Annotated in this window: 19 protein-coding genes; 11 read left to right on the forward strand and 8 right to left on the reverse strand. The window is 65.8% G+C overall.

Annotated elements, in window-relative coordinates:
- Window positions 1-253 precede the first annotated feature (253 nt).
- Window positions 254-646, reverse strand: coding sequence for a RidA family protein (locus tag AC2D9V_RS14225; protein ID WP_484714745.1), 393 nt, complete (start codon window positions 644-646; stop codon window positions 254-256).
- A complete protein-coding gene (kynU, locus tag AC2D9V_RS14230; protein WP_484714746.1) occupies window positions 646-1,842 on the reverse strand; it encodes a kynureninase in 1,197 nt (398 codons plus the stop codon). Before kynU ends, AC2D9V_RS14225 begins: the two co-directional genes overlap by 1 nt.
- A gap of 109 nt (window positions 1,843-1,951) precedes the next feature.
- Here kynU and AC2D9V_RS14235 point away from each other — a divergent pair, with 109 nt between their 5' ends.
- The 5 genes from AC2D9V_RS14235 (at window position 1,952) to AC2D9V_RS14255 (ending at window position 7,889) form a co-directional block, all read left to right on the forward strand.
- Window positions 1,952-2,440 carry a methyltransferase family protein gene (locus tag AC2D9V_RS14235; protein WP_484714747.1) on the forward strand — a complete coding sequence of 163 codons (489 nt, stop codon included), beginning with the start codon at window positions 1,952-1,954 and terminating at the stop codon, window positions 2,438-2,440.
- 75 nt (window positions 2,441-2,515) lie between these two features.
- Window positions 2,516-4,087, forward strand: coding sequence for a Re/Si-specific NAD(P)(+) transhydrogenase subunit alpha (locus AC2D9V_RS14240; protein WP_484714748.1), 1,572 nt, complete (start codon window positions 2,516-2,518; stop codon window positions 4,085-4,087).
- A 10-nt stretch (window positions 4,088-4,097) separates the two neighbouring features.
- Window positions 4,098-5,531 carry an NAD(P)(+) transhydrogenase (Re/Si-specific) subunit beta gene (locus tag AC2D9V_RS14245; protein ID WP_484714749.1) on the forward strand — a complete coding sequence of 478 codons (1,434 nt, stop codon included), beginning with the start codon at window positions 4,098-4,100 and terminating at the stop codon, window positions 5,529-5,531.
- 108 nt (window positions 5,532-5,639) lie between these two features.
- A complete protein-coding gene (locus AC2D9V_RS14250) occupies window positions 5,640-6,455 on the forward strand; it encodes a transporter (protein WP_484714750.1) in 816 nt (271 codons plus the stop codon).
- Between the two features lie 150 nt (window positions 6,456-6,605).
- The gene (locus AC2D9V_RS14255) at window positions 6,606-7,889 is read left to right on the forward strand and encodes a DUF3422 family protein (protein WP_484714751.1); all 1,284 of its coding nucleotides are present in this window, start codon (window positions 6,606-6,608) and stop codon (window positions 7,887-7,889) included.
- A gap of 59 nt (window positions 7,890-7,948) precedes the next feature.
- On the opposite strand, the gene AC2D9V_RS14260 is transcribed toward AC2D9V_RS14255, so the two are convergent.
- The 5 genes from AC2D9V_RS14260 to AC2D9V_RS14280 form a co-directional block, all read right to left on the reverse strand.
- Window positions 7,949-8,860, reverse strand: a complete 912-nt coding sequence (locus tag AC2D9V_RS14260) for an ABC transporter permease (RefSeq protein WP_484714752.1) — start codon at window positions 8,858-8,860, stop codon at window positions 7,949-7,951.
- Window positions 8,853-9,860, reverse strand: coding sequence for an ABC transporter permease (locus tag AC2D9V_RS14265; RefSeq protein WP_484714753.1), 1,008 nt, complete (start codon window positions 9,858-9,860; stop codon window positions 8,853-8,855). The genes AC2D9V_RS14260 and AC2D9V_RS14265 overlap by 8 nt, the downstream gene beginning before the upstream one ends.
- Before the next feature lie 101 nt (window positions 9,861-9,961).
- Window positions 9,962-11,665, reverse strand: coding sequence for a peptide ABC transporter substrate-binding protein (locus AC2D9V_RS14270; protein WP_484714754.1), 1,704 nt, complete (start codon window positions 11,663-11,665; stop codon window positions 9,962-9,964).
- Complete coding sequence (locus AC2D9V_RS14275) at window positions 11,662-12,717, reverse strand: ABC transporter ATP-binding protein (protein ID WP_484714755.1); 1,056 nt, start codon at window positions 12,715-12,717, stop codon at window positions 11,662-11,664. The genes AC2D9V_RS14270 and AC2D9V_RS14275 overlap by 4 nt, the downstream gene beginning before the upstream one ends.
- Window positions 12,710-13,747 (reverse strand): ABC transporter ATP-binding protein, encoded by a 1,038-nt coding sequence (locus tag AC2D9V_RS14280; protein WP_484714756.1) that lies wholly within the window; start codon window positions 13,745-13,747, stop codon window positions 12,710-12,712. The genes AC2D9V_RS14275 and AC2D9V_RS14280 overlap by 8 nt, the downstream gene beginning before the upstream one ends.
- Before the next feature lie 252 nt (window positions 13,748-13,999).
- Between AC2D9V_RS14280 and argE the strand changes: the two genes are divergently transcribed.
- Genes argE through AC2D9V_RS14295 form a run of 3 tightly spaced genes read left to right on the forward strand, consistent with a single transcriptional unit; the run spans window position 14,000 to window position 17,788 of the window.
- Window positions 14,000-15,157 carry an acetylornithine deacetylase gene (argE, locus tag AC2D9V_RS14285; protein ID WP_484714757.1) on the forward strand — a complete coding sequence of 386 codons (1,158 nt, stop codon included), beginning with the start codon at window positions 14,000-14,002 and terminating at the stop codon, window positions 15,155-15,157.
- Window positions 15,154-16,497: an NAD(P)/FAD-dependent oxidoreductase gene (locus tag AC2D9V_RS14290; protein WP_484714758.1), complete on the forward strand. Its 1,344-nt coding sequence runs from the start codon at window positions 15,154-15,156 to the stop codon at window positions 16,495-16,497. Before argE ends, AC2D9V_RS14290 begins: the two co-directional genes overlap by 4 nt.
- 58 nt (window positions 16,498-16,555) lie before the next feature.
- Window positions 16,556-17,788, forward strand: a complete 1,233-nt coding sequence (locus tag AC2D9V_RS14295) for an Hsp70 family protein (protein WP_484714759.1) — start codon at window positions 16,556-16,558, stop codon at window positions 17,786-17,788.
- A gap of 6 nt (window positions 17,789-17,794) precedes the next feature.
- On the opposite strand, the gene AC2D9V_RS14300 is transcribed toward AC2D9V_RS14295, so the two are convergent.
- Window positions 17,795-18,214, reverse strand: a complete 420-nt coding sequence (locus tag AC2D9V_RS14300; RefSeq protein WP_484714760.1) for a GFA family protein — start codon at window positions 18,212-18,214, stop codon at window positions 17,795-17,797.
- 216 nt (window positions 18,215-18,430) lie between these two features.
- Here AC2D9V_RS14300 and AC2D9V_RS14305 point away from each other — a divergent pair, with 216 nt between their 5' ends.
- The 3 genes from AC2D9V_RS14305 (at window position 18,431) to AC2D9V_RS14315 (ending at window position 21,589) form a co-directional block, all read left to right on the forward strand.
- On the forward strand, window positions 18,431-19,597 hold the full coding sequence (locus tag AC2D9V_RS14305; protein ID WP_484714761.1) for a M20 aminoacylase family protein: 1,167 nt from the start codon (window positions 18,431-18,433) through the stop codon (window positions 19,595-19,597).
- Window positions 19,594-19,953, forward strand: a complete 360-nt coding sequence (locus AC2D9V_RS14310) for a DUF1304 domain-containing protein (RefSeq protein ID WP_484714762.1) — start codon at window positions 19,594-19,596, stop codon at window positions 19,951-19,953. The genes AC2D9V_RS14305 and AC2D9V_RS14310 overlap by 4 nt, the downstream gene beginning before the upstream one ends.
- A 79-nt stretch (window positions 19,954-20,032) precedes the next feature.
- Window positions 20,033-21,589 (forward strand): acyl--CoA ligase, encoded by a 1,557-nt coding sequence (locus AC2D9V_RS14315; RefSeq protein ID WP_484714763.1) that lies wholly within the window; start codon window positions 20,033-20,035, stop codon window positions 21,587-21,589.
- Window positions 21,590-21,652: the final 63 nt, after the last annotated feature.

Consider the following 21,652-nt stretch of genomic DNA (forward strand, 5'->3'; position numbering starts at 1 on the left):
ACTTCCCCGGGGTAAACTTTTCGCGACGGTAACTTAGGCTTCACGGCGCGTCAAACCGGGGTGGGTGCGAAAACGCATCACGGGCGCGTGAAAACCGCGTCAAATCAGGTCTGAAGCGGGGTTTCTTCGCCCGTTTCCGGTTTATGGCGCGCCACAGGACCGGCGACTTGGTCCGGAGGTGGTGAAGGTGCCGACGAATTCCCGCTCGTCCCTGCGCCGGCCTGCGCCGCAGATAGAGCGATCATGGCCGGCCTCAACCCGCAGCGATGGCATCCACCTCGACCAGAAGCGCGGGCGACGCCAGCCCCGCCACGACCAGAAGCGTCGCCGCCGGGGCAGGGGCCTCGCCCACCCAGGCATCCCGCCGGGCGCGGTAGATGGCGATGGCATCGGGGCTGTTCTCGGTCAGGTAGACCGTGATCTTCATCAGGTTTCCGCGCCCCATGCCTGCCGCCTCCAGCGCCCGGTCGACATTTGCCAGCGCCGCGTCCAGCTGATTGGCAAGACCGGCTGCAATCGTCCCGTCCGGGTGCATCCCCACCTGGCCCGAGATCTCCAGCCGCCGCGTCGACCCTTCGGCCAGCGCGCACATGCTGTAGCGCGAGGCGGGTTTCGGCATCGTCTCGGGGTTCCAGAGCCTGATCATCAGGTCACCATCGCGCGTTGCTTGAATTCCGGCCGGTCCCAGCTGCCGTAGTCCATGATCTTCGCCAGCACGTTGACCGCCCGGGCCACGTCATCCTCGTCGATGTAAAGCGGCGTGAAGCCAAAGCGCAGGATGTCGGGCGCGCGGAAGTCGCCGATCACGCCCTCACTGATCAGCGCCTGCATGATCGCATAGCCCTCGGGGTGGCGGAAACTGACCTGGCTTCCCCGCATCAGGTGCGACCGCGGCGTGGCCAGCGTCAGGCCGGTGGTCCGCGTCTCAACGCCCCTGATGAACTGATCCTGCAGGCGCAACGACTGCTGATGCACCTCGGCAAGGTCTACCCCGTCCCAGATATCCAGCGCCGCCTCGAGTGCTGCCATCTGCAACACCGCCGGGGTGCCGACACGCATCCGGTCGATCCCCGCGCCGGGACGGTAGGAAAGGTCGAAGGCAAAGGGCGCCTCATGTCCCAGCCAGCCCGAAAGGGCAGGGCGCGCCGCCTCGGCATGGCGGGGGGCGACATAGATGAATGCCGGACCGCCGGGGCCGGAATTGAGATACTTGTAGGTGCAGCCCACCGCGAAATCGGCCTTGGCACCCGCCAGATCGACCGGAACCGCCCCTGCGCTGTGCGCCAGGTCCCAGACCGCCAGCGCACCCATCTCATGCGCGCGCGCCGTGATGTCGGCCATGTGGTGCCGCCGCCCGGTGCGATAGTCGACCTCGGTCAGCATCACCACCGCCACCGTCTCGTCGATCGCGGCCATCGCCTCTTCCGGAGCCACGGTCTTCAGCCGGTATTGCCCACCCAGCGTCCGGCAAAGCCCCTCGGCCATGTAGAGGTCAGACGGAAAGTTCCCGGTATCCGACAGGATCACCCGACGCCGCGGGTTCAGCTCCAGCCCCGAGGCCAGCGCCTGGTAGACCTTGATCGAAAGCGTGTCCCCCAGCACCACCGTCCCCGGCTCGGCCCCGATCAGCCGCCCGATCCGGTCCCCCAGCGCGCGGGGCTGTGCCATCCATCCGGCCTTGTTCCAGCCACGGATCAGCATCTCACCCCATTCGGCCTGCACCGCCTTGTCCACCCGCGCAGGCACGCTACGCACCATCGGCCCCAGCGAGTTGCCGTCGAGGTAGACCACCCCCTCCGGCAGATGGAACAGGGCCTTCTTCGCGGTGAAATCAATGGGCATGGCGGTCTCCTCTGGCCCTCGTTATCGGCGCTGCGCAAGGGATTGCCAAGCCTGAACTGGCTTGCGGCAGCGCCCGCCGCAAGGCTAGATCGACCGCAGGGAGGCACCCTTGCGCCACGCACTCGCTCTTGTCGACCTTCCGCCGGTCTGGCTTCTGCTGCATGTCGCGGTGGCCTACGTTCTGTCCTTGGTTTCGCCGCCAGTCTTCGGCACGGCCGGGGCCAATCTCGGCGTCTGGCTGATCGGCTCCGGCATCCTTGTCGCGTTTCTTGCAGCGGCGCAGATGGCCCTGGCGCAGACGACGGTCATTCCGCGCCGCGACCCGTCCTCGCTGGTGACCTCCGGGCTTTTCGCACTGTCGCGGAACCCGATCTACCTGTCGGACCTGATCATCCTTTTCGGCGCGATCCTCTGGCTTGATGCGATCCTTGCCCTGCCGCTCGTTGCCGGTTTCGCCTGGCTGATCCAGACCCGCTTCATCATCGACGAAGAGGCGCGCCTTGCCGCCGCCTTCGGACCAGAATTCGACGCCTGGGCCGCCCGGACCCACCGCTGGTTCGGCTGGCGCAGCAATAGTTCGGACCGGGCCACAAACTAGGGTTTGAAATATTGTTGCGCGGTGATAGATCGTGCAGGCATTTTCTGCGGCGGCGACAGGAACGGGGGATCACGCGTGAAGATCGGTGCACTGACGGAAGAGTTCGCAGGCGAGAACCGTGTCGCAATGACGCCGGATTCGGCTACGCAACTGGCCAAGCTCGGGCATAGCGCTTGCATCCAGTCCGGGGCAGGGGCGAAGGCCGGGTTCTCGGATGAGGCCTATACCGCCGCCGGGGTCGAGGTGCTGAAATCAGCGAAAGATGTCATCGCGGCGGCCGACGTCATCGTCAAGGTGCGCGGCCCTAACGCGAGGGAACTGGACACGCTCAAGGACGGCCAGACCCTGATCAGCTTCTTCTGGCCCGCCCAGAACGCCGAGCTTCTGGAGGCGGCGGCGAAGAAGAACCTGACAGTAGTCGCGATGGACATGGTCCCCCGCATCAGCCGCGCGCAGAAGATGGACGCGCTCTCGTCGATGGCCAACATCGCCGGCTACCGCGCGGTGATCGAGGCCGGGTCGAACTTCGGCCGCTTCTTCACCGGACAGGTGACGGCGGCGGGCAAGGTGCCCCCGGCGAAGGTGCTGATCGTCGGGGCAGGGGTTGCCGGTCTTGCCGCCATCGGGACCTCCGTTTCGCTCGGTGCCATCGTCCATGCCTTCGACGTCCGCCCCGAAGTGGCCGAACAGATCGAATCGATGGGCGCGAACTTCGTCTTCCTCGAATTCGAACAGACCCAGGACGGTGCTGCGACCGGCGGCTATGCCGCGCCCTCCAGCCCTGAATTCCGCGAAAAGCAGCTCGCCAAGTTCCGCGAACTTGCGCCCGAGATGGACATCGTCATCACCACGGCCCTGATCCCCGGCCGTCCCGCGCCGAAGCTCTGGACCGAAGACATGGTCCGGATGATGAAGCCCGGGTCGGTCATTGTCGACCTTGCGGCCGAACGCGGCGGGAACTGCGACCTTACGGTGCCGGACCAGAAGATCGTGACCGACAATGGCGTGACCATCGTCGGCTACACCGACTTCCCCAGCCGGATGGCCGCCCAGGCCTCGACGCTTTACGCCACCAACATCCGCCACATGCTGACGGACCTCACGCCGAAGAAGGATGGCATCATCGTCCACAACATGGAGGATGACGTGATCCGGGGCGCGACCGTGGCCCATGTCGGCGCGGTCACCTACCCGCCTCCACCGCCGAAGATCGCGGCCATTGCGGCGGCGAAGCCGAAGGAAAAGGCCAAGGAACTGACGCCTGAAGAACGCCGGGCGCAGGAACTCGCAGCCTTCAAGACCCAGACGCGCAACCAGGTCGGCCTTCTGACCATCGGCGGCGGGCTGATCCTGCTGGCCGGGCTTTATGCGCCCGCCAGCTTCATGTCGCACCTCATCGTCTTCGTGCTTGCGGTCTTCGTTGGCTTCCAGGTGATCTGGAACGTCTCGCACTCGCTCCACACCCCGCTCATGGCGGTGACGAACGCGATCTCGTCGATCATCATCCTTGGTGCGCTGATGCAGATCGGGTCCGGCAATTGGCTGGTCATCATCCTCGCCGCACTCGCCGTCTTCATGGCCGGGATCAACATTTTCGGTGGCTTCATGGTCACCCGGCGCATGCTCGCCATGTTCCAGAAGTCGTAAGGGGCGCGTCATGGATTACGGTTTCACCACGGCGGCCTATGTCGTTGCAGCGGTTCTCTTCATCTACTCGCTCGGCGGGCTTTCCGGCCAGGAAAGTGCCAAGCGCGCGGTCTGGTACGGCATCGTCGGCATGGCGCTGGCCGTCGCCGCCACGCTTTACGGCCCCGGCCTTGGCCTCTGGTGGCTCTCGGTTGCCCTGATCGCGGGCGGCGGGGTCATCGGCTATGTCGTCGCCCAACGCGTCCAGATGACCGAGATGCCTCAGCTTGTCGCCGCGATGCACAGCCTTGTCGGCCTGGCGGCGGTCTTCATCGGCTTCAACACCCATATCGAACTGATCCGCGTCGCCGGGATGGACGAGGCTGCGAAGGCTGCCCTTGACGGCTTCGCCGCCGTCGTCGCCAAGAAATCGGGGGTCGAGGTTGCGATCCTCCGGGTGGAGACCTTCCTTGGCGTCTTCATCGGCGCGGTCACCTTCACCGGCTCGGTCATCGCCTTCGGCAAGCTTGCCGGCAAGGTCGACGGCAAGGCCAAGAAACTTCCCGGCGGGCACCTGCTGAACGCAGCCGCCGCGGCCCTGTCACTCGTCCTCCTCATCGTCTACCTGCAGACCGGCAGCACGCTGGCGCTCATCGTGATGACGGCAGCCGCGCTTTTCATCGGCTACCATCTCATCATGGGCATCGGCGGCGCGGACATGCCTGTCGTCGTCTCGATGCTGAACAGCTACTCGGGCTGGGCCGCAGCGGCGATCGGCTTTTCGCTCTCGAACGACCTTCTCATCGTCGTCGGTGCGCTGGTCGGCTCCTCGGGCGCGATCCTTTCCTACATCATGTGCAGGGCGATGAACCGGTCCTTCATCTCGGTCATCCTCGGTGGCTTCGGCAACACCGCCGGCCCGCAGATGGAGGTCACCGGCGAACAGATCGCCATCGACACCGAAGGCGTGGCGGCGGCGCTGAACGAGGCTGACAGCATCATCATCATCCCCGGCTACGGCATGGCGGTGGCGCAGGCCCAGCAGTCCGTCTCGGAACTGACCCGCAAGCTCCGCGCCAAGGGCAAGACGGTGCGCTTTGCGATCCACCCGGTCGCCGGTCGCCTTCCGGGCCACATGAACGTCCTTCTGGCCGAGGCGAAGGTGCCCTACGACATCGTGCTCGAGATGGACGAGATCAACGAGGACTTCCCCTCGACCGATGTCGCCATCGTCATCGGCTCGAACGACATCGTGAACCCCGCCGCCCAGGAGGACCCCAACAGCCCCATCGCCGGCATGCCGGTGCTGGAATGCTGGAAGGCAAAACAGGTATTCGTCTCGAAGCGTGGGCAGGGGACCGGCTATTCCGGCATCGAGAACCCGCTCTTCTACAAGGAGAACACGCGGATGTTCTACGGCGATGCCAAGAAGTCGCTCGACGCGCTCCTGCCGCTGATCGACTGAGCATACGGCACTGGCCGGGGCAGGGCGCACCTGCCTCGGCGCAAGATCGTGGACAGGGTGCGAAGGACAGGGCTATGCTCAGGCTGAAACCCAGCCCGAGGATCAGCCATGATCAGCGCAGCCTGCCGGACGTCCAGCCTCGTCGCCGCCCTTCTGCTGACTGGCCTCCCCGGTGTCGCCACCGCCCAGTCCGCCGACTCGCGTGATCTTGCAAAGCAGCTCTCGAACCCTGTCGCCTCGCTTATCAGCGTGCCGCTCCAGTACAACTACGACGAGGGCCTCGGCATGCTGGATGAAGGCTCGAAGTCGACGCTGAACATCCAGCCCGTAATCCCATTCGAGCTGAATGACGAATGGAACCTCATTTCCCGCACCATCGTCCCGTACATCAACCAGGACGACGTAACCGGCCCTGGCCAAAGCCAGTCCGGCTTCGGCGACGTCGTGCAAAGCTTCTTCTTTTCACCCAAGGCACCCACCTCCGGCGGCTGGATCTGGGGCGCGGGCCCAGTAATCTACATACCCACCGGCAGCGACGACTTCTCCGCCGACCAGTGGGGCCTCGGCCTGACCGGCGTGGCCCTGAAGCAGGAAAACGGCTGGACCTACGGTGCCCTTGCCAACCACATCTGGGGCATCGACCCCGATGACGGGAAAGAGGCGATCAGCGCCACCTTCATCCAGCCTTTCCTGTCCTACACCACGCCCGACGCATGGACCTTCGCTCTGAACACCGAATCCACCTATGACTGGAACAGCGAACAGTGGTCGGTCCCGGTGAACGTCACCGCCTCGAAACTCGTGACACTCGGCCGCCAGCCGATCAGCATCGGCGGGGGCCTGCGCTACTGGGTGGATGGTCCCGAAGGCGGGCCCGAGGGGCTGGCCTACCGCCTTTCGCTCACCTTCCTCTTCCCGACCTGACGCCTCGCCGGTCCTGAAGCGGGCAGTGCGCCCGCGCCTGCACGGTTTTTTCGCAACAGGCGCGCGGCATACGCTTGTATTCCGCCATTTTTCTGGAACAGGGACCCCTGGCGTCCTACGTCAGGGGCATCCGGCCAGAAAGTCCCGAAGATGCCCCCGATCGCCGACCACCCCCTGCGCTACGCCACCGTGAACGAACTTCACGCCCGGCCTTTCCCTTCGCTCGACGTTCCCTCGACCGCGCTTTACGTGGCGATCAAGGAACCCTTCCAGGCGGTGAACCGTGACCGGTCCAAGGATCTCGAGCACCTCCACGCCCTCCTCGACCGCCACGGCTCGCCCCACCCGCAGCCCGGTGCCACGCATTTCCAGGGTGCCATTGGCCGGGCCGAGCTGAAGTGGGAAAGCCACACCGAATTCGTGACCTACACGGCCTTCACCAAGGGCCTGCCAAAGCGCCCTTTCGATCCGGCCGAAGCCGAGGTCCTGCCTGACGACTGGCTTGCCGCGGCACCCGGCAAGCGTCTGACCTCGGTCCTGATCCGGATCGAGCCGATGCCGGCCACGGATGACGAGATCTTCGCCCGCGTCGATGACTGGTTCGTCCCGGAAAGCCTCGCCGTCAGCCGCGTCGTCGACGGGGCCGCCGTCATCGCCGGCGACTTCCGCATCGATCCCGCCGGCCACATGCGCTTTGCCGTCTTCGTCCGCCCCGGCACCGGCCCGCGCCGGGTCGGCCGGATCGTCCAGCGCCTTTGCGAGATCGAAACCTACCGCGCCATGTCGATGCTGGGCCTCATGCGCTCCCGCGACCTCTCGGTGCGCCTGAATGCGCTTGACCCGCGCCTCTCGAAACTGGTCGAAGGCCTCGACAACGCCGAACCCGCCCCCGAGGCTGCACTGCACGACCTGCTCACCATTTCCTCGGAACTGGAGGCGCTGGCGGTCCATTTCTCGTTCCGCTTCGGCGCGACGGCGGCTTACGAGGCAATCGTGAACCAGCGGATCCAGGTCCTGCGCGAACAACGGATCGAGGGCCGCCAGACCTTTGCCGAATTCATGATGCGCCGCTATGACCCCGCGATGCGCACCGTGAAATCCGCGGAAAGCCGGCTGCAGGGCATGGCCGAACGCGCGCAGCGTGCCGCCGAACTTCTCCGCACGCGGGTCGATGTCGAACGCTCGGCCCAGAACCAGAAGCTGCTTGAATCGATGGACCGCCGCGCCGACCTGCAGCTGCGCCTCCAGCGCACGGTCGAGGGGCTTTCCACGGTGGCGATCAGCTACTATGCCGTCAACCTTTCGGCCTATCTCGCCTATCCCCTGACCGAACCTCTCGGCATGAGCCACGGCATGACGATGGCGATCCTGACCCCGGTGATCGTGATCCTCGTCTGGCTGGGCATCCGCCGGATCCGCAACCACCTCGACTGAACGATCCAGTCCCGCACAGGATCGCCGCCCCGACTATTCGCAGAAAAGTCGTGCTCTCCTCAGCGCCCCCGGATGCGCGGGTCCAGCGCGTCGCGCAGTCCGTCGCCGATGTAATTCACGCTCAGGACCGTCAGGCTGATCGCAAGGCCCGGGAAGATCACCCGTTCGGGATAGTTCTGCATGTATTCAAGGCCTTCATAAAGCAGCCGCCCCCAAGTCGGGAAATCCGGCGGAAAGCCAAGGCCAAGGAAACTGAGCACGCTTTCGGTGATGATCGCTTCGGCCACGCAAAGGGTGGCCGCCACCATCACCGGAGAGATCACGTTCGGCAGGATGTGGCGCAGGATCACCCGGCGCGGCGTCGATCCGATTGAGCGTGAGGCGAGCACATATTCCCGCTCCTTCAGCGCCAGCACTTCGCCACGCACGATCCGCGCCGCCTGCATCCAGCTCGTGATGCCGATTGCCGTCACGATCAGCACAAAAGCCCCCAGCTCCGGCCCGAAGACCCCGGCAATCCGGTCGCGGAACAGCATCACCATGACCAGAAGCAAGGGGATCAGCGGCAGCGCCAGGAACATGTCGGTCAGCCGCATCAGGGGGCCGTCCAGCCGCTTGAAGTATCCGGCAAGCACGCCCACCAGCGTGCCAAGAAAAACCGCGATGATCATCGCCACGAACCCGACCGCAAGGCTGACCCGCCCCGCCGCCATCATCCGCTGCATCGTGTCGCGCCCCAGATGGTCGGTTCCCATCGGGTGGGCGAAGCTCGAGCCCAGGTTGCGTGACTTCAGCGCCTCGGCGACCGACAGCTTTTCAGGCTGCCAGACCAGCGGGCCAATGAGCGAAAAGACCACCAGAATCCCCAGCACGACCAGCCCGAACATCGCGCCCTTGTGCTTCTTGAACTGTGCCCAGACCGCACTTCGCAGGGACTCGGGCGGTGCCTGAACGAGGTTGGTGTCAGTCATAGCGGATCCTCGGGTCAAGCATGCCGTAAAGGATGTCGGCGATCAGGTTGAAGGTCACGATCAGGATCGCGAAGATGAAGGCCAGGGTCTGCACCGTCGGCAGGTCGTTCCCATGGATCGCCTGGATAAGCTGCGACCCGATTCCGTTCACGCCGAAGAGGTTTTCGGTGATGATCGCCCCCCCGAAGATCGCGGGGATTCCCAGCGCGATGACCGTGACCACCGGGATCAGCGAGTTGCGCAGGACATGCTTCAGCACCACGGTCCGTTCCGGCATCCCCTTGGCACGGGCCGTCCGCACATAGTCCTGGTTCATGTTCTCCAGCATCGACGACCGCATGTAACGGCTTATCGCGGCGGCGTTGGCGAGACCGAGGACCATCACCGGCATCGCCATCTGCCGCAGCTGCTTCAGGAAACTCTCCCAGTCCGTCACTTCCAGCGTCGTGTCGTACTTGGTCGGGAACCACCCCAGCCATACCGCGAAGATGATGATGAAAAGCGTGCCGGTGAAGAAGGTCGGGACCGAAAACCCGATCATCGCGAACATCGTCCCGGCCTGATCGAACAGCGAATACTGCCGGTAGGCCGAATAGATCCCGATCGGCAGCGCGATCAGCACGCCCACCAGATAGGCGGTGCCGATCACCGTCAGCGTCTGCGGCAGACGCTCGCCGATCTGGGCAAAGACCGGGCTCCGGCTTTGATAGCTGATGATCCGCTGCATCCCTTCGGCGTAGTTCGTCCCGAAGATCGCATCGATCCCGTTTAGGGGCTCGACCCAGAAGAACTGCTTCAGCCAAAGCAGGTATCGCACGTGCAGCGGCTCGTTCACCCCCAGCGCCTCGAGGATCTTTGCCCGCACGTCTGGCGGCACGGTCAGCGGGATCTCCGATGCCGGCGAGCCGGGGGCCAGATCGACCAGCAGAAAGATGACCAGACTGATCAACAGAAGCGTCGGGATGGCCAGCAAAAGCCGTCTCAGCGTGAAGGTGAGCATGGGCGGACGCCTCGGGTGATCAGTCTTGGGTTATGGAAAGGCGGGGGCCATGACAGCCCCCGCCGGGCAGGACGGGCGGAACCGCCCATCCTGCGCTTGCATCACTTCACGCGGAACCAGTCCTGCGCGTTCCAGAGCTCGGTGTCCCAGGTGTTCAGGACAACGCCGCCAAGGGTGTTCGAAGCCGCCGACAGACGCCCACGGTCGACCAGCGGGATCACCGTGAAGGTGTCCTTGGTCAGCATGTCGTTCATCTTCTTGGCAAGCTCCGCACGCGCCGTCATGTCCGAGGTCTTGGCTAGTTCCGCGACCAGCGCGTCATAGGCCGGGTCGCAGAAGCGGTTGATGTTCTCGCCCTGCCACTGGTTCTCCGGGCCCGGGATCTTCGAGCAGAGATACTGCGCCAGGTAGGGTTCGGGGTCGGTGCCGTCGAAGTTGTTGGCGAACATCTGCACGTCTGAATAGAACTTCTGGAACGTGTCGGGCGAACCCGCGTCACCGCCGAAGAAGACCGAGGCGTCGATGTTCTTCAGCTCGACTTCCACGCCCAGCTCGGTCCACCAGTCCTTGATGACCGCCTGGAAGTCCTGACGGACCGGGTTGGTCGAGGTCTGGTACAGGATCGACAGCTTCATGCCATCCTTTTCCCGGATGCCGTCACCATCGCTGTCCACCCAGCCCGACTGCTCGAGCAGGGCCTTTGCCCCTTCCATGTCCTGCGTCAGGCAGCCGGTGTTGTCGCTGGCGAACATCTCGGGCGCGGGCACCAGGTTGCAGGTCGGACGACCCGCCGAGCCATAGCCGATATCCACGAGGATCTGCCGGTCGATCGCCATCGACAGGGCCTTCCGGACGTTGATGTCGGTCATGAACGGGTGCGGATGCTTCGGTGTCGAACGCTCGCCTTCCGGCAGGTCGGGCGAGGGGTTGGTCATGTTCGTCTCGATCCGCTCGACCAGTGTGCCGAAGCCGTTCAGAAGGACACCCTTGCCCGCAGCCGACATCTGTGCCTGCTGATCCGGGTTGATCTGGGTGTTCCAGGCATAGTCGAATTCGCCGGTTTCCAGAACCGCGCGGGCCGCTGCCGCCGCGTCACCGCCGCCCTTCAGGGTCATCGTGGCGAAGGCGGGCTTGGCCGGATCGCGGTAGTTCGGGTTTGCGGCCAGGGTCACCACGTCATTCACCTTGAAATCGGTGACGACGAAGGGGCCGGTGCCGATCGGCTTGAAGTTCTGCTCGGTGCAGGTCGAGGCCGCAGCGCCAAGGCAGTTGGCGAACTGCGCCGCCTGCAGGATCGGCGAGGTGCCGCCGACGAAGGCCTGGTAGGGGTTCGGCTTCGGCCCGTCGAAGGTGATGACGATGGTCTGCGGATCCGGCGTGTCGATCGCGGTGATGCCGACATAGCGCGCGGCCTGGGCGCAGCCGCCCTCGGGATGGGTGCAGTATTCCCAGGTGAACTTGGCGTCAGCCGAAGTGACCGGGGTGCCGTCCGACCACAGGAGGCCCGGCTTCAGCTTCCAGGTGATCTGGGTCAGGTCGGCGCTGATGCCGCCATTCTCAACGGTCGGGACCGACTCGGCCAGGCGCGGGAAGACTTCGCCCTTTTCGTTGAAGCCGGCCAGGCCCTCAAGGATCAGCGAGGCAGCCTCGACGTCCTTGGTCCCCGACGACAGGTACGGGTTCAGGATCGACGGCGCCTGCCAGTAAAGGACGTTGACGTTGCCGTCCGCCCCACGCTCGGCAAAGGCCGCTGGCGCGAAGGCCAGGGCGGTGGCAGCGCCCAGAAGGGCTGTTCTGAGTTTCATTGGTTCACTCCTTGTTGGTTGCGCTCGTGTGCCTCGGACGCGCCGGTTGCCCCGGCGTCGGTAGGGTTGTTGTAAAGGTGGCAGGCGACCATGCGGCCCGGCTCGACCTCGGCCAGCTCGGGCTTCACGGTCCGGCAGATAGTCATGACCTTCGGGCAGCGGGTGCAGAAGTTGCAACCCTGCGGCGGGTTGGCCGGCGAAGGCACGTCACCTTTCAGGATGATGCGCTTCCGCTGCGCCGCGATCACCGGGTCGGGTTCGTTCACCGCCGACAGAAGCGCCTCGGCATAAGGGTGCAGCGGGCGCGCATACAGGTCCTTCGACGGCGAAAGCTCGGCGATCCGGCCAAGGTACATCACCGCCACCCGGTCGGCGAGGTGACGGACCATGCTCAGGTCATGGCTGATGAAAAGATAGGTCAGGCCCAGCTGTTCCTGCAGGTCTTCCAGCAGGTTCACCACCTGCGCCTGGATCGACACGTCAAGGGCAGCGATCGGCTCGTCGCAGACGATGAACTTCGGGTTCAGCGCCAGCGCCCGCGCGATGCCGATCCGCTGGCGCTGACCGCCGCTGAACTCATGCGGGTAGCGGTTGATGAAGCGGCGGTTGAGTCCGACCTTGTCCATCAGTTCATGCACCCGGTCGATCTTCTTTTCGGCGGTCCAGTCGGTGTGCTCATACAGCGGCTCACCGATGATGTTTGCCAGCGTCATCCGCGGGTTCAGGCTCGCCTGCGGGTCCTGGAAGACCATCTGCATGGTCGGGCGCTTCTTGCGGAGCGCCTCCGGCTGCATCCGGACGACATCCTCGCCCTCGATCCGCACCGTCCCCGCGGTCGGCTCGTAAAGCCGCAGGATGGCGCGCCCGACCGTGGACTTGCCGCAGCCGGATTCGCCCACCAGCCCCAGCGTCTCGCCCGCCGGGATGCTGAAGCTCACCCCGTCCACCGCCTTCACGTCGCCGGTATGGCTGCGGAAGACCCCGGTGTAGATCGGGAAATACATCTTCAGGTCCTCGACCTGGACCAGCGGGGCAGGGCGGGCATCAAGCATTCGCCACCTCCCGCGCCGCAGGGGCGTTCCAGTGGCAGGCGACGTCATGCCCGCGCCCGATCACGCGGCCATCCACCGCGCGGCGTGCGGGGTTCAGCTTGTCGCAGGTGTCGTGCCGATACTCGCAGCGCGCCCGGAACGGGCAGGCGGTCAGGGGCGCGTTCAGGATCGGCGGCTGCCCCTCGATCACCTTCAGCCGCGCCTCGCGCTCGCCGGAAATCTTCGGGATCGTCTTCAGCAGCGCCCGCGTGTAGGGATGCTGCGGATTGGCGAAAAGCTCGCCCACCGGGGCCTGCTCCACCACCTGTCCGCCATACATCACCATCACCCGGTCCGCGATCCCGGCAATCACGCCAAGGTCATGGGTGATCCAGATGATCGCCATCCCCAGCTTCTGCCGCAGCTCCTTCACCAGCTCCAGGATCTGCGCCTGGATGGTCACGTCCAGCGCCGTCGTCGGCTCGTCGGCGATCAGCACATCGGGGTCGCAGGCCAGCGCGATGGCGATCATCACCCGCTGCCGCATGCCGCCGGAAAACTGGTGCGGATAGGCCTTCAGCCGCTTCAGCGCATCCGGGATGCCCACCAGTTCCAGAAGCTCCACCGCCCGCGCCTCGGCCTGCGGCTTCGTCATCCCCATATGCTCGCGCAGGGGCTCCATCACCTGGTAGCCCACGGTAAAGACCGGGTTCAGGCTGGTCATCGGGTCCTGGAAGACGAAGCCGACCTTGGCCCCCCGGACCTGGCGCAGGTCCTCGTCCGACATCTTCAGCAGGTCCCGTCCCGCCAGAAGCACCTCGCCCGACCGGATCTCGGCCGGCGGGATCGGCAGAAGCTTGATCAGCGACATCATCGTCACCGACTTGCCCGAACCGCTTTCGCCCACCACGCCAAGAAGTTCGCCGCGCTCCAGATGGAAGCTGACGTCGTTCACCGCATGAACCTCGCCTCCACGGGTGCGGAACACGGTCTTCAGGCCCCTCACCTCAAGGACGGGGACATCATGGACGGGCGCGGCCACTTCGGCCATCAAGTACTCCCCCGTGGTGGTCTTTGTTCTTGTTATTCTTGGGTCTTGGGATGCAACCGGCACAAATGCCGCCCCCCCCGGACCCCGACTGTTTCGCATTTCGTGCCAGCTATCAATCCTGTTTCGCAGCGCGATTCCACATCCACATTCCGGCATTCTGACCGATCCACCCGTCACAATGCCAGCGATTGACACTGCTTGCGCCGAACGGCAGGCTTACCACAACATCTGGGGAAATGAGGCAAGCGTGAAATGCAGGCACTGACGCCACGTCAGGTCCTTGACCGCCTGGTCGGCTTTCCGACCGTCAGCCGCGACAGCAATCTTGCCCTCGTCGACTGGCTGGAAGGCTACCTTTCCAGTCACGGCATCCGCACCTTCCGCCACTGGAACGAGGACCGCCGGAAGGCCGCCCTGATCGCCCATGCCGGCCCGTGGGAGGAAGGCGCCGTCGTCCTCTCCGGCCATTCCGACGTGGTGCCGGTCGATGGCCAGACCTGGACCACCGACCCCTGGACGGTCACCGAACGCGACGGCCGCCTCTACGGGCGCGGCACCTGCGACATGAAGGGGTTCAACGCCCTTGCCGTCTGGGCCCTGGTCGAGGCGCAAAGGCGCGGCACCCGCCGCCCGCTGCAACTGGCACTCTCCTACGACGAAGAGGTCGGCTGCACCGGCGCCCCCCCGATGATCCGCACCATGCAGGAGGTCGTCCCGAAAGGCTCCGCCGCCATCATCGGCGAACCCTCGCGGATGGGCGTCATCACCGGCCACAAGGGCGGCACCGGCTATCATGTCCACATGAAGGGGTTCGAGGTCCATTCCTCGCTTCTCCCCTACGGCGTCTCGGCGATCATGGAAGGCGCGCGCCTTATCCAGTGGGTCAACGACCGGAACGCCGAGATTCAGGCTCAGAAGCCCGGCCCGCTCGCCGCCGCCTTCGACCCGCCCTTCACCACGCTCCATGTCGGGATGATCTCGGGCGGCACCGCCCACAACATCACCGCCGCCGACTGCCGCTTTGCCGTCGAGATGCGCGTCGTCCCCGGTGACGACATCGCCGAATGGGAGGCCCGCTTCACCGCCGAAGCCGCGCGCCTCCGCGCCGCGATGCAAGTCGTCCGCCCCGAGGCCGACGTCATCCTCGACCGCTTCTTCGGCGTCCCCGCCCTCGTCCCCGAACATGAGGGAGAGGCCGAGGCACTCGCCCGTCGCCTGACCGGCAACAACGCAACCGGCGCCGTCTCCTACGGCACCGAGGCCGGCCAGTTCCAGGAGGCCGGATATTCCGCCGTCGTCTGCGGCCCCGGCGACATCGCCCAGGCACACCAGCCCGACGAATACCTGGAGGTCTCCGAATTCCAGGCCGGCCACAAGTTCATGGAACGTTTGCTCGAGGTGCTGGCATGACCTTCCCAATCACCGACGCCAGCCCCATCCGCTTTGCGGGTCCCCTGCCGCCCCGCGTCGATGTCGCCATCATCGGCGGCGGCGTCATCGGCGTGATGACCGCTTTCTTCCTCCGCCGGAAGGGCCTTTCGGTCATCGTCCTCGAAAAGGGCCGCATCGCTGGCGAACAGTCCAGCCGCAACTGGGGCTGGGTGCGCCAGCAGGGCAGGGACCCGTCCGAGCTTCCGATCATGATCGAAAGCATGCGGCTCTGGAACGAACTTTCCGCCGATCTTGGCGAAGCCCTCGGCTTCCGGCAGACCGGCGTCCTTTACCTCGCCAAGACCGACCGCGAGATGGCCGATTTCGAGGCCTGGACCGAACATTCCCGCGCCCACCAGCTCGATACCCGCCTCCTGACCGGGGCCGAGACTCTGGCGATGCTGAACGGGGCCACCGCCCCATGGAAAGGCGCCCTCTACACCGCGTCCGACGCCCGCGCCGAACCCTGGACGGCCGTCCCGACCCTTGCCGCCAAGGCGCAGGACATGGGCGTCCTGATCCGCGAATCCTGCGCCGTCCGCGCGCTGGACCTGAACGGCGGCAAGGTGGCCGGCGTGGTGACCGAGGCGGGCCGCATCGCCGCCGACCAAGTGGTCGTCGCCGCTGGGGCCTGGTCGCGGCTCTTCCTTTCCCGCCACGGCGTGAAGGTCCCGCAGCTTGCCGTCCTCGCCTCGGTCGCCGCGACCGAACCGATGCCCGAGATTTTCCCCGGCAATGCCGCCGACGACGACTTCGCCTTCCGCCGACGCGCCGACGGCGGCTATTCCATCGCCCCCGGCGGCGCGCAGCACGACTTCTACCTCGGCCCCGATGCCTTCCGCTCGTTCTCGGCCTATCTCACCATCCTCAAACAGGAATGGCGCTCCTCCACCTTCCACCCGGCGGCCCCGCGCGGCTTCCCGGACGCCTGGTCCACCCCCCGCCGCTGGTCCGAAGATCAACCCACCCCCTTCGAGGCGACGCGCATCCTGAACCCCAAGCCCAATGCGAAGACCATCGCCAACGTCCAATCCGCCTTCGCCCGCGCCTTCCCGGCCCTCGGGCGCCCGAAGCTGAAGGCCACCTGGGGCGGCATGATCGACACGCTCCCGGACGTGGTGCCGATCGTCGACCACGCCCCCATTCCCGGCCTGACCATCGCCACGGGGATGAGCGGCCACGGCTTCGGCATCGGCCCCGGCATGGGCCGCGTCGTGGCCGACCTCGTCTCGGGCGGGCATGTGGGCCACGACCTTTCGCGCTTCCGGTTCGCCCGTTTCAGCGACGGCTCGAAGATCGCGCCCGGCCCCAGCCTCTGACGCTTTACTTCGCCGGGCGGTCCCGCTACCCGTGCCGCCCCTCCAGCAAGGCGCGCCCATGACCCCTGCCACCGGCATCGACTTCGGCACCTCGAATTCCACCGTCGGTGTGGCCGACGCCACTGGCGCACGGCTCGTGCCGCTGGAGGATGGCGCGACGACGCTCCCCTCCGCGGTCTTCTGCCAAACCGACGGTGCCCCCAGTCTTTTCGGCCGCGCTGCCATCGCTACCTATCTCGAAGGCGAAGAAGGCCGCCTGATGCGCGGCCTCAAATCCACGCTCGGCTCCGGCCTCATCCACGACAAGACCTCGATCGGGGGCAGGGCGGTCTCGTTCCGCGAAGTCCTGACCCACTTCATCGCCCATCTCCGCACCTTTGCCCCGGGCGAAGCAGTCGTCCTCGGCCGCCCCGTCCATTTCGTTGACGACGACCCCGCCGCCGATGCCGCCGCCGAGGCCACGCTGGCCGAAATCGCAAAAGATTGCGGCTGGAAAGATATCTCTTTCCAGTTCGAGCCGATCGCGGCCGCCGTTCACTACGAACAGACCGCGCGGCGGGAAGAGCTGGTCCTCATCGTCGATATCGGCGGCGGCACGTCGGACGTTTCCATCGTCCGCCTCGGCCCGGACCGCGCCCGCCGCCCCGACCGCAGCAGTGACATCCTCGCCAATGACGGCATCCGCGTCGGCGGCACCGATTTCGACCGGCTCCTCTCCCTTGCCGAGGCTATGCCGCACCTCGGCTACCTCGCCCCCACCAGGGGCGGCGGCACGATGCCACGGCACTACTACCTCGACCTTGCCACCTGGCACCGGATCAACGCGCTTTACAACGCTAGAACCCAATCTGACCTGAAGGCGCTGCGCCTTCTGGCCGAAGAACCGCAGCGCATCGACCGGATGCTGCGTGTGGTGCAGGGTCGCCACGGCCATGCCCTGGCCCTGCGCGTAGAGGCCGCGAAGGTCGCGCTCTCCGACAGCGAGGCGACGCGCCTTTCCCTTTCCGACCTGACCGGCGGCCCGAACCCGATGCTTCGCCGCGACGGCTTCGAGGCGGCGGTCGAAGCGCCCATTGCCCGGATCCAGGCTCTGCTGACCCGTGTCCTCCACAGCGCGGGCCTCACCCCCGACCGGATCGGCACCGTCTTCCTCACCGGCGGCTCCAGCCAGCTCCCGATCTTGCAGGCCACCGTCCGCGCGACCGTCCCCAACGCCGCCATTGCCACGGGCGACATGCTCGGCTCCGTCGGCACCGGCCTCGCGCTCGAAGCGCTGCGCCGCTTCGGCTGACCGGACCTAATCCAGCCGCGCGCTCATCCCCGAATGCCCCGCCCATTGCGGCAACCCGTCCCGGATCTCGTACCACGGCGCGCGATCGGCGGCGAAGATATGCTCCTGCGGGGCAAGGCCCGGCGGATCGATCAGCGTGCCATAGGCGACATGCGCCCATTCCCCGTCGCGCACGACCGACCACAGAAGCGACCCGCAGGTCGCGCAATGCAGGTCCGCAATGTCACCCTTGCCGAACCGGAGGATCGACGCCTCACCGGTTTCCAGCCGGACCTTTCCCACCGGTATTCCACCCATCGGCTTGAACGCCGATCCGGTCGTTCTGCGGCATTGGCCGCAGTGGCAGTTCATCGCGTACTCGAAGGCGTCCTCCACCCGGTAGCGTGCCGCACCACACAGGCAGCTTCCCTGCAACTCCCGTGCCATCGCCGTACCTCCTCCGATTCGCCGGCAAGGTTAACCCATGCTTCGCCCTGCGCGCGTAGAGACGGAAGGAAGACACAAGGAAGACACGGGAAAGACGCCAAAGTCATCCATTCGGCTGCCCGTTAAGTCAGCGATTCCAATCGCTTGTCACAACGCACCGCCACCCCTTGCCAAACCCCGTCCCAAGGCCGACCCTTGGTCCAAAGGAGAACCGCCATGCCCGTCAAGAACCGTTTCGCCGAGCTTCTGCCCGAAATCACCGCCTGGCGCCGGGACTTCCACGAAAACCCCGAGCTTCTCTTCGAGGTTCATCGCACCGCCGCCAAGGTGGCCGAGCTTAGCCGCTCCTTCGGCTGCGACGAGGTGGTGGAAGGCATCGGCCGCACCGGCGTTGTCGCTGTTATCAAAGGAAAATCCGACACGAAGGGCAGGGTGATCGGCCTCCGCGCCGATATGGACGCGCTCCCCATCAAGGAACAAACCGGCGTGCCTTACGCTTCGAAGACCCCCGGCAAGATGCATGCCTGCGGCCATGACGGACATACCGCGATGCTCCTTGGCGCGGCGAAGTATCTGGCCGAGACGCGCAACTTCGACGGCACCGTCGTCTGCATCTTCCAGCCTGCGGAAGAAGGCGGCGGCGGCGGGCGCGAGATGGTTCAAGATGGCCTGATAACCCGTTGGAAAATTGACGAAGTCTACGGAATGCACAACATGCCCGGCATCCCCGTCGGCCATTTCGCAATCCGCCCCGGCGCAATGATGGCCGCCGCGGACCAGTTCGAAATCACCGTCACCGGCAAGGGCGGCCACGCCGCGAAACCGCATGACTGCATCGACACCACGGTCGTCTCGGCTCACATTATCGTGGCAATTCAAACCATTGCCAGCCGCAACGTCGATCCGATGAAACAGGTCGTCGTCTCGGTCTGCACGGTCGAGACGGACTCGACCGCCCACAACGTGATCCCGCAAGTGGTGAAGATGAAGGGCACCGTACGCACCCTTGACCCCTTGGTGCAGGATTTCGTGGAACGTCGCCTGGCCGAGGTGGTCGAAGGCACGGCGCTCGCCCTCGGCGCGACTGCGGAACTGAAATACCAAAGGGGCTATCCTGTCACGATAAATGCGCCTGAAAACACAGGCTTCGCGGCCGAAGTTGCAGCGGCGGTCTCGGGCCATGTCGATACCGACACCCCGCCCCTCATGGGGGCCGAGGATTTCAGCTTCATGCTGAACGAACGCCCCGGCGCTTACATTTTCCTGGGCAACGGCGACACGGCGATGGTCCACCACCCCGCCTACAACTTCGACGACAATGCCATCCCCTTCGGCTCCAGCTGGTATGCGGGCATGGCCGAGGCGCGGATGCCCGCGGCATGATCGGCGCGGCGCTCGTCGTCCTCGTGGCGGCGATCCATGTCGCCATCGTACTGGCCGAGATGCTGTTCTGGGAAACCCCTCGCGTCCGCCGCGCCTTCGGCATGTCCGAGGACCTCGCCGCCCGCACCCGCGTGCTGGCGGCAAACCAAGGACTTTACAACGGGTTCCTGGTCGCAGGCCTCGTCTGGGCCCTCGTCCTTGGCCTGCCGGGGCAGGGGGCGTCGGTCGCCATCTTCTTTCTGGCTTGCGTCCTCGTGGCTGGGCTTTTCGGGGCCGCAACCGCCTCGCGGCGCATCCTTTGGGTGCAGGCTCTTCCCGCTGCCCTTGCGCTCGGTGCGGTCCTGACCGGGATCTGACCGTCGAAACCCCTATGCAGGCCGAAGTTTGGTGCTAGTTTCAGGACACTGCGCTGCTTTCGGGGGGAGGGGACGCGCCATGGCCGAACATAGAAGCCCGCTGCCGGATGTGCCGGTGCGGCCCATCAGCATCACCGAACGCCTGTTCGAAGGGCTTTCCAAGGCTGCCGAGCGGACCATCCTGATCGACGGACCAAGTGGACTTTCCTACACCGGAGCCGCACTTCAGGACCGCATCCGCCGCCTTGCCGGCGGCCTGCAGGCCGAAGGCGTCGGGCCCGGAACCGTCATAGCCATCCTGGCACCGAACCACCCCGACTATGTCGCGGCCTTCCATGCCGCCGCCTTGGCGGGGGCCACGGTCACCACGCTGAACCCCACCTACACCGCGCCCGAGGCGGCGTATCAGCTGAAGGATTCCGGGGCGACGGTCCTGATCACCATTCCGGCTTTCCTCGACACGGCGCGGGCGGCCGTTCAAGGCACTGCGGTGCGCGAGATCCTAACCATCGGCGTGGCCGAGGGGTACCGTTCGCTGGATGACATTCTTGGCCCTTCCCTTGCCGCACAGGTCGCCGTGGACCTTGAAAGCCACGTCCTCGCACTCCCCTATTCCTCGGGCACAACCGGCCTGCCGAAAGGCGTGATGCTTTCCCACCGCAACATGGTGGTGAACGTCGACCAGGCGCTGCGACTCCTGGACGTCACTCCGGGCGAGACCACGGTCGGGTTCCTGCCGCTCTTCCACATCTACGGCATGACGGTGCTGATGAACGTCTACCTCGGCCACGGCGCGGGCCTCGTAACCATGCCGCGCTTTGATCTGGAGGCTTTCCTTACCCATGTGCAGACCCACCGCGCCGAACGGGTCTTCATAGCCCCGCCGGTCGCCATCGCCCTGGCCAAGCACCCCCTGGTGGACCAGTTCGATCTCTCATCCCTCAAGGTCATCATGTCCGCCGCCGCCCCCCTGGGAGCCGAGGTCGGGGCCGCCGTCGAACGGCGGCTGGGATGCACCGTCCTGCAAGGCTACGGCATGACCGAGCTTTCGCCGATCACCCATGTCGCCCCTGCGCGCGATCCCCGGCCCGGCTCGGTCGGGGTCACCGCGCCGAACACGGTGACCCGGATCGTCAACCCCGAGACGCTGCAGGACTGCGCGCCGGGAGAAGAAGGCGAGGTCTGGATCCAGGGCCCGCAGGTCATGCTGGGCTACCACAACCGCCCCGACGCCACGGCCGCGATGATCCGGGACGGCTGGCTGCGCACCGGCGACCTTGGCGTGGTCGACGCCGACGGCTACCTCACCATCCGCGACCGGCTGAAGGAACTGATCAAGGTCAAGGGGTTCCAGGTCGCCCCGGCCGAGGTGGAGGCCCAGCTTCTGGCACTGGCCGGGGTCGCCGATGCGGCCGTGATCGGCGTGCCGGACGACGAGGCCGGGGAGCGCCCCATGGCATTCGTCGTCCGCCAGCCCGGCAGCGACTTGACGGAAGACGCGATCCGCGACGCCCTGCGCGGGCATCTTGCCAGCTACAAGGTGCCGTCCCGCATCGCGTTCATCGAGGCGATCCCGAAATCAGCCTCGGGCAAGATCCTGCGCCGGGTGCTGAAGGACCGCCTGAAGGCGGCCTGACCTCTGGTCATCCGCCGGGGGGTTGCGGGGCGGGGATAACCGGCCAATACTTGGCCCCAGAAG

Source organism: Tabrizicola sp. T46 (genome assembly GCF_057219895.1).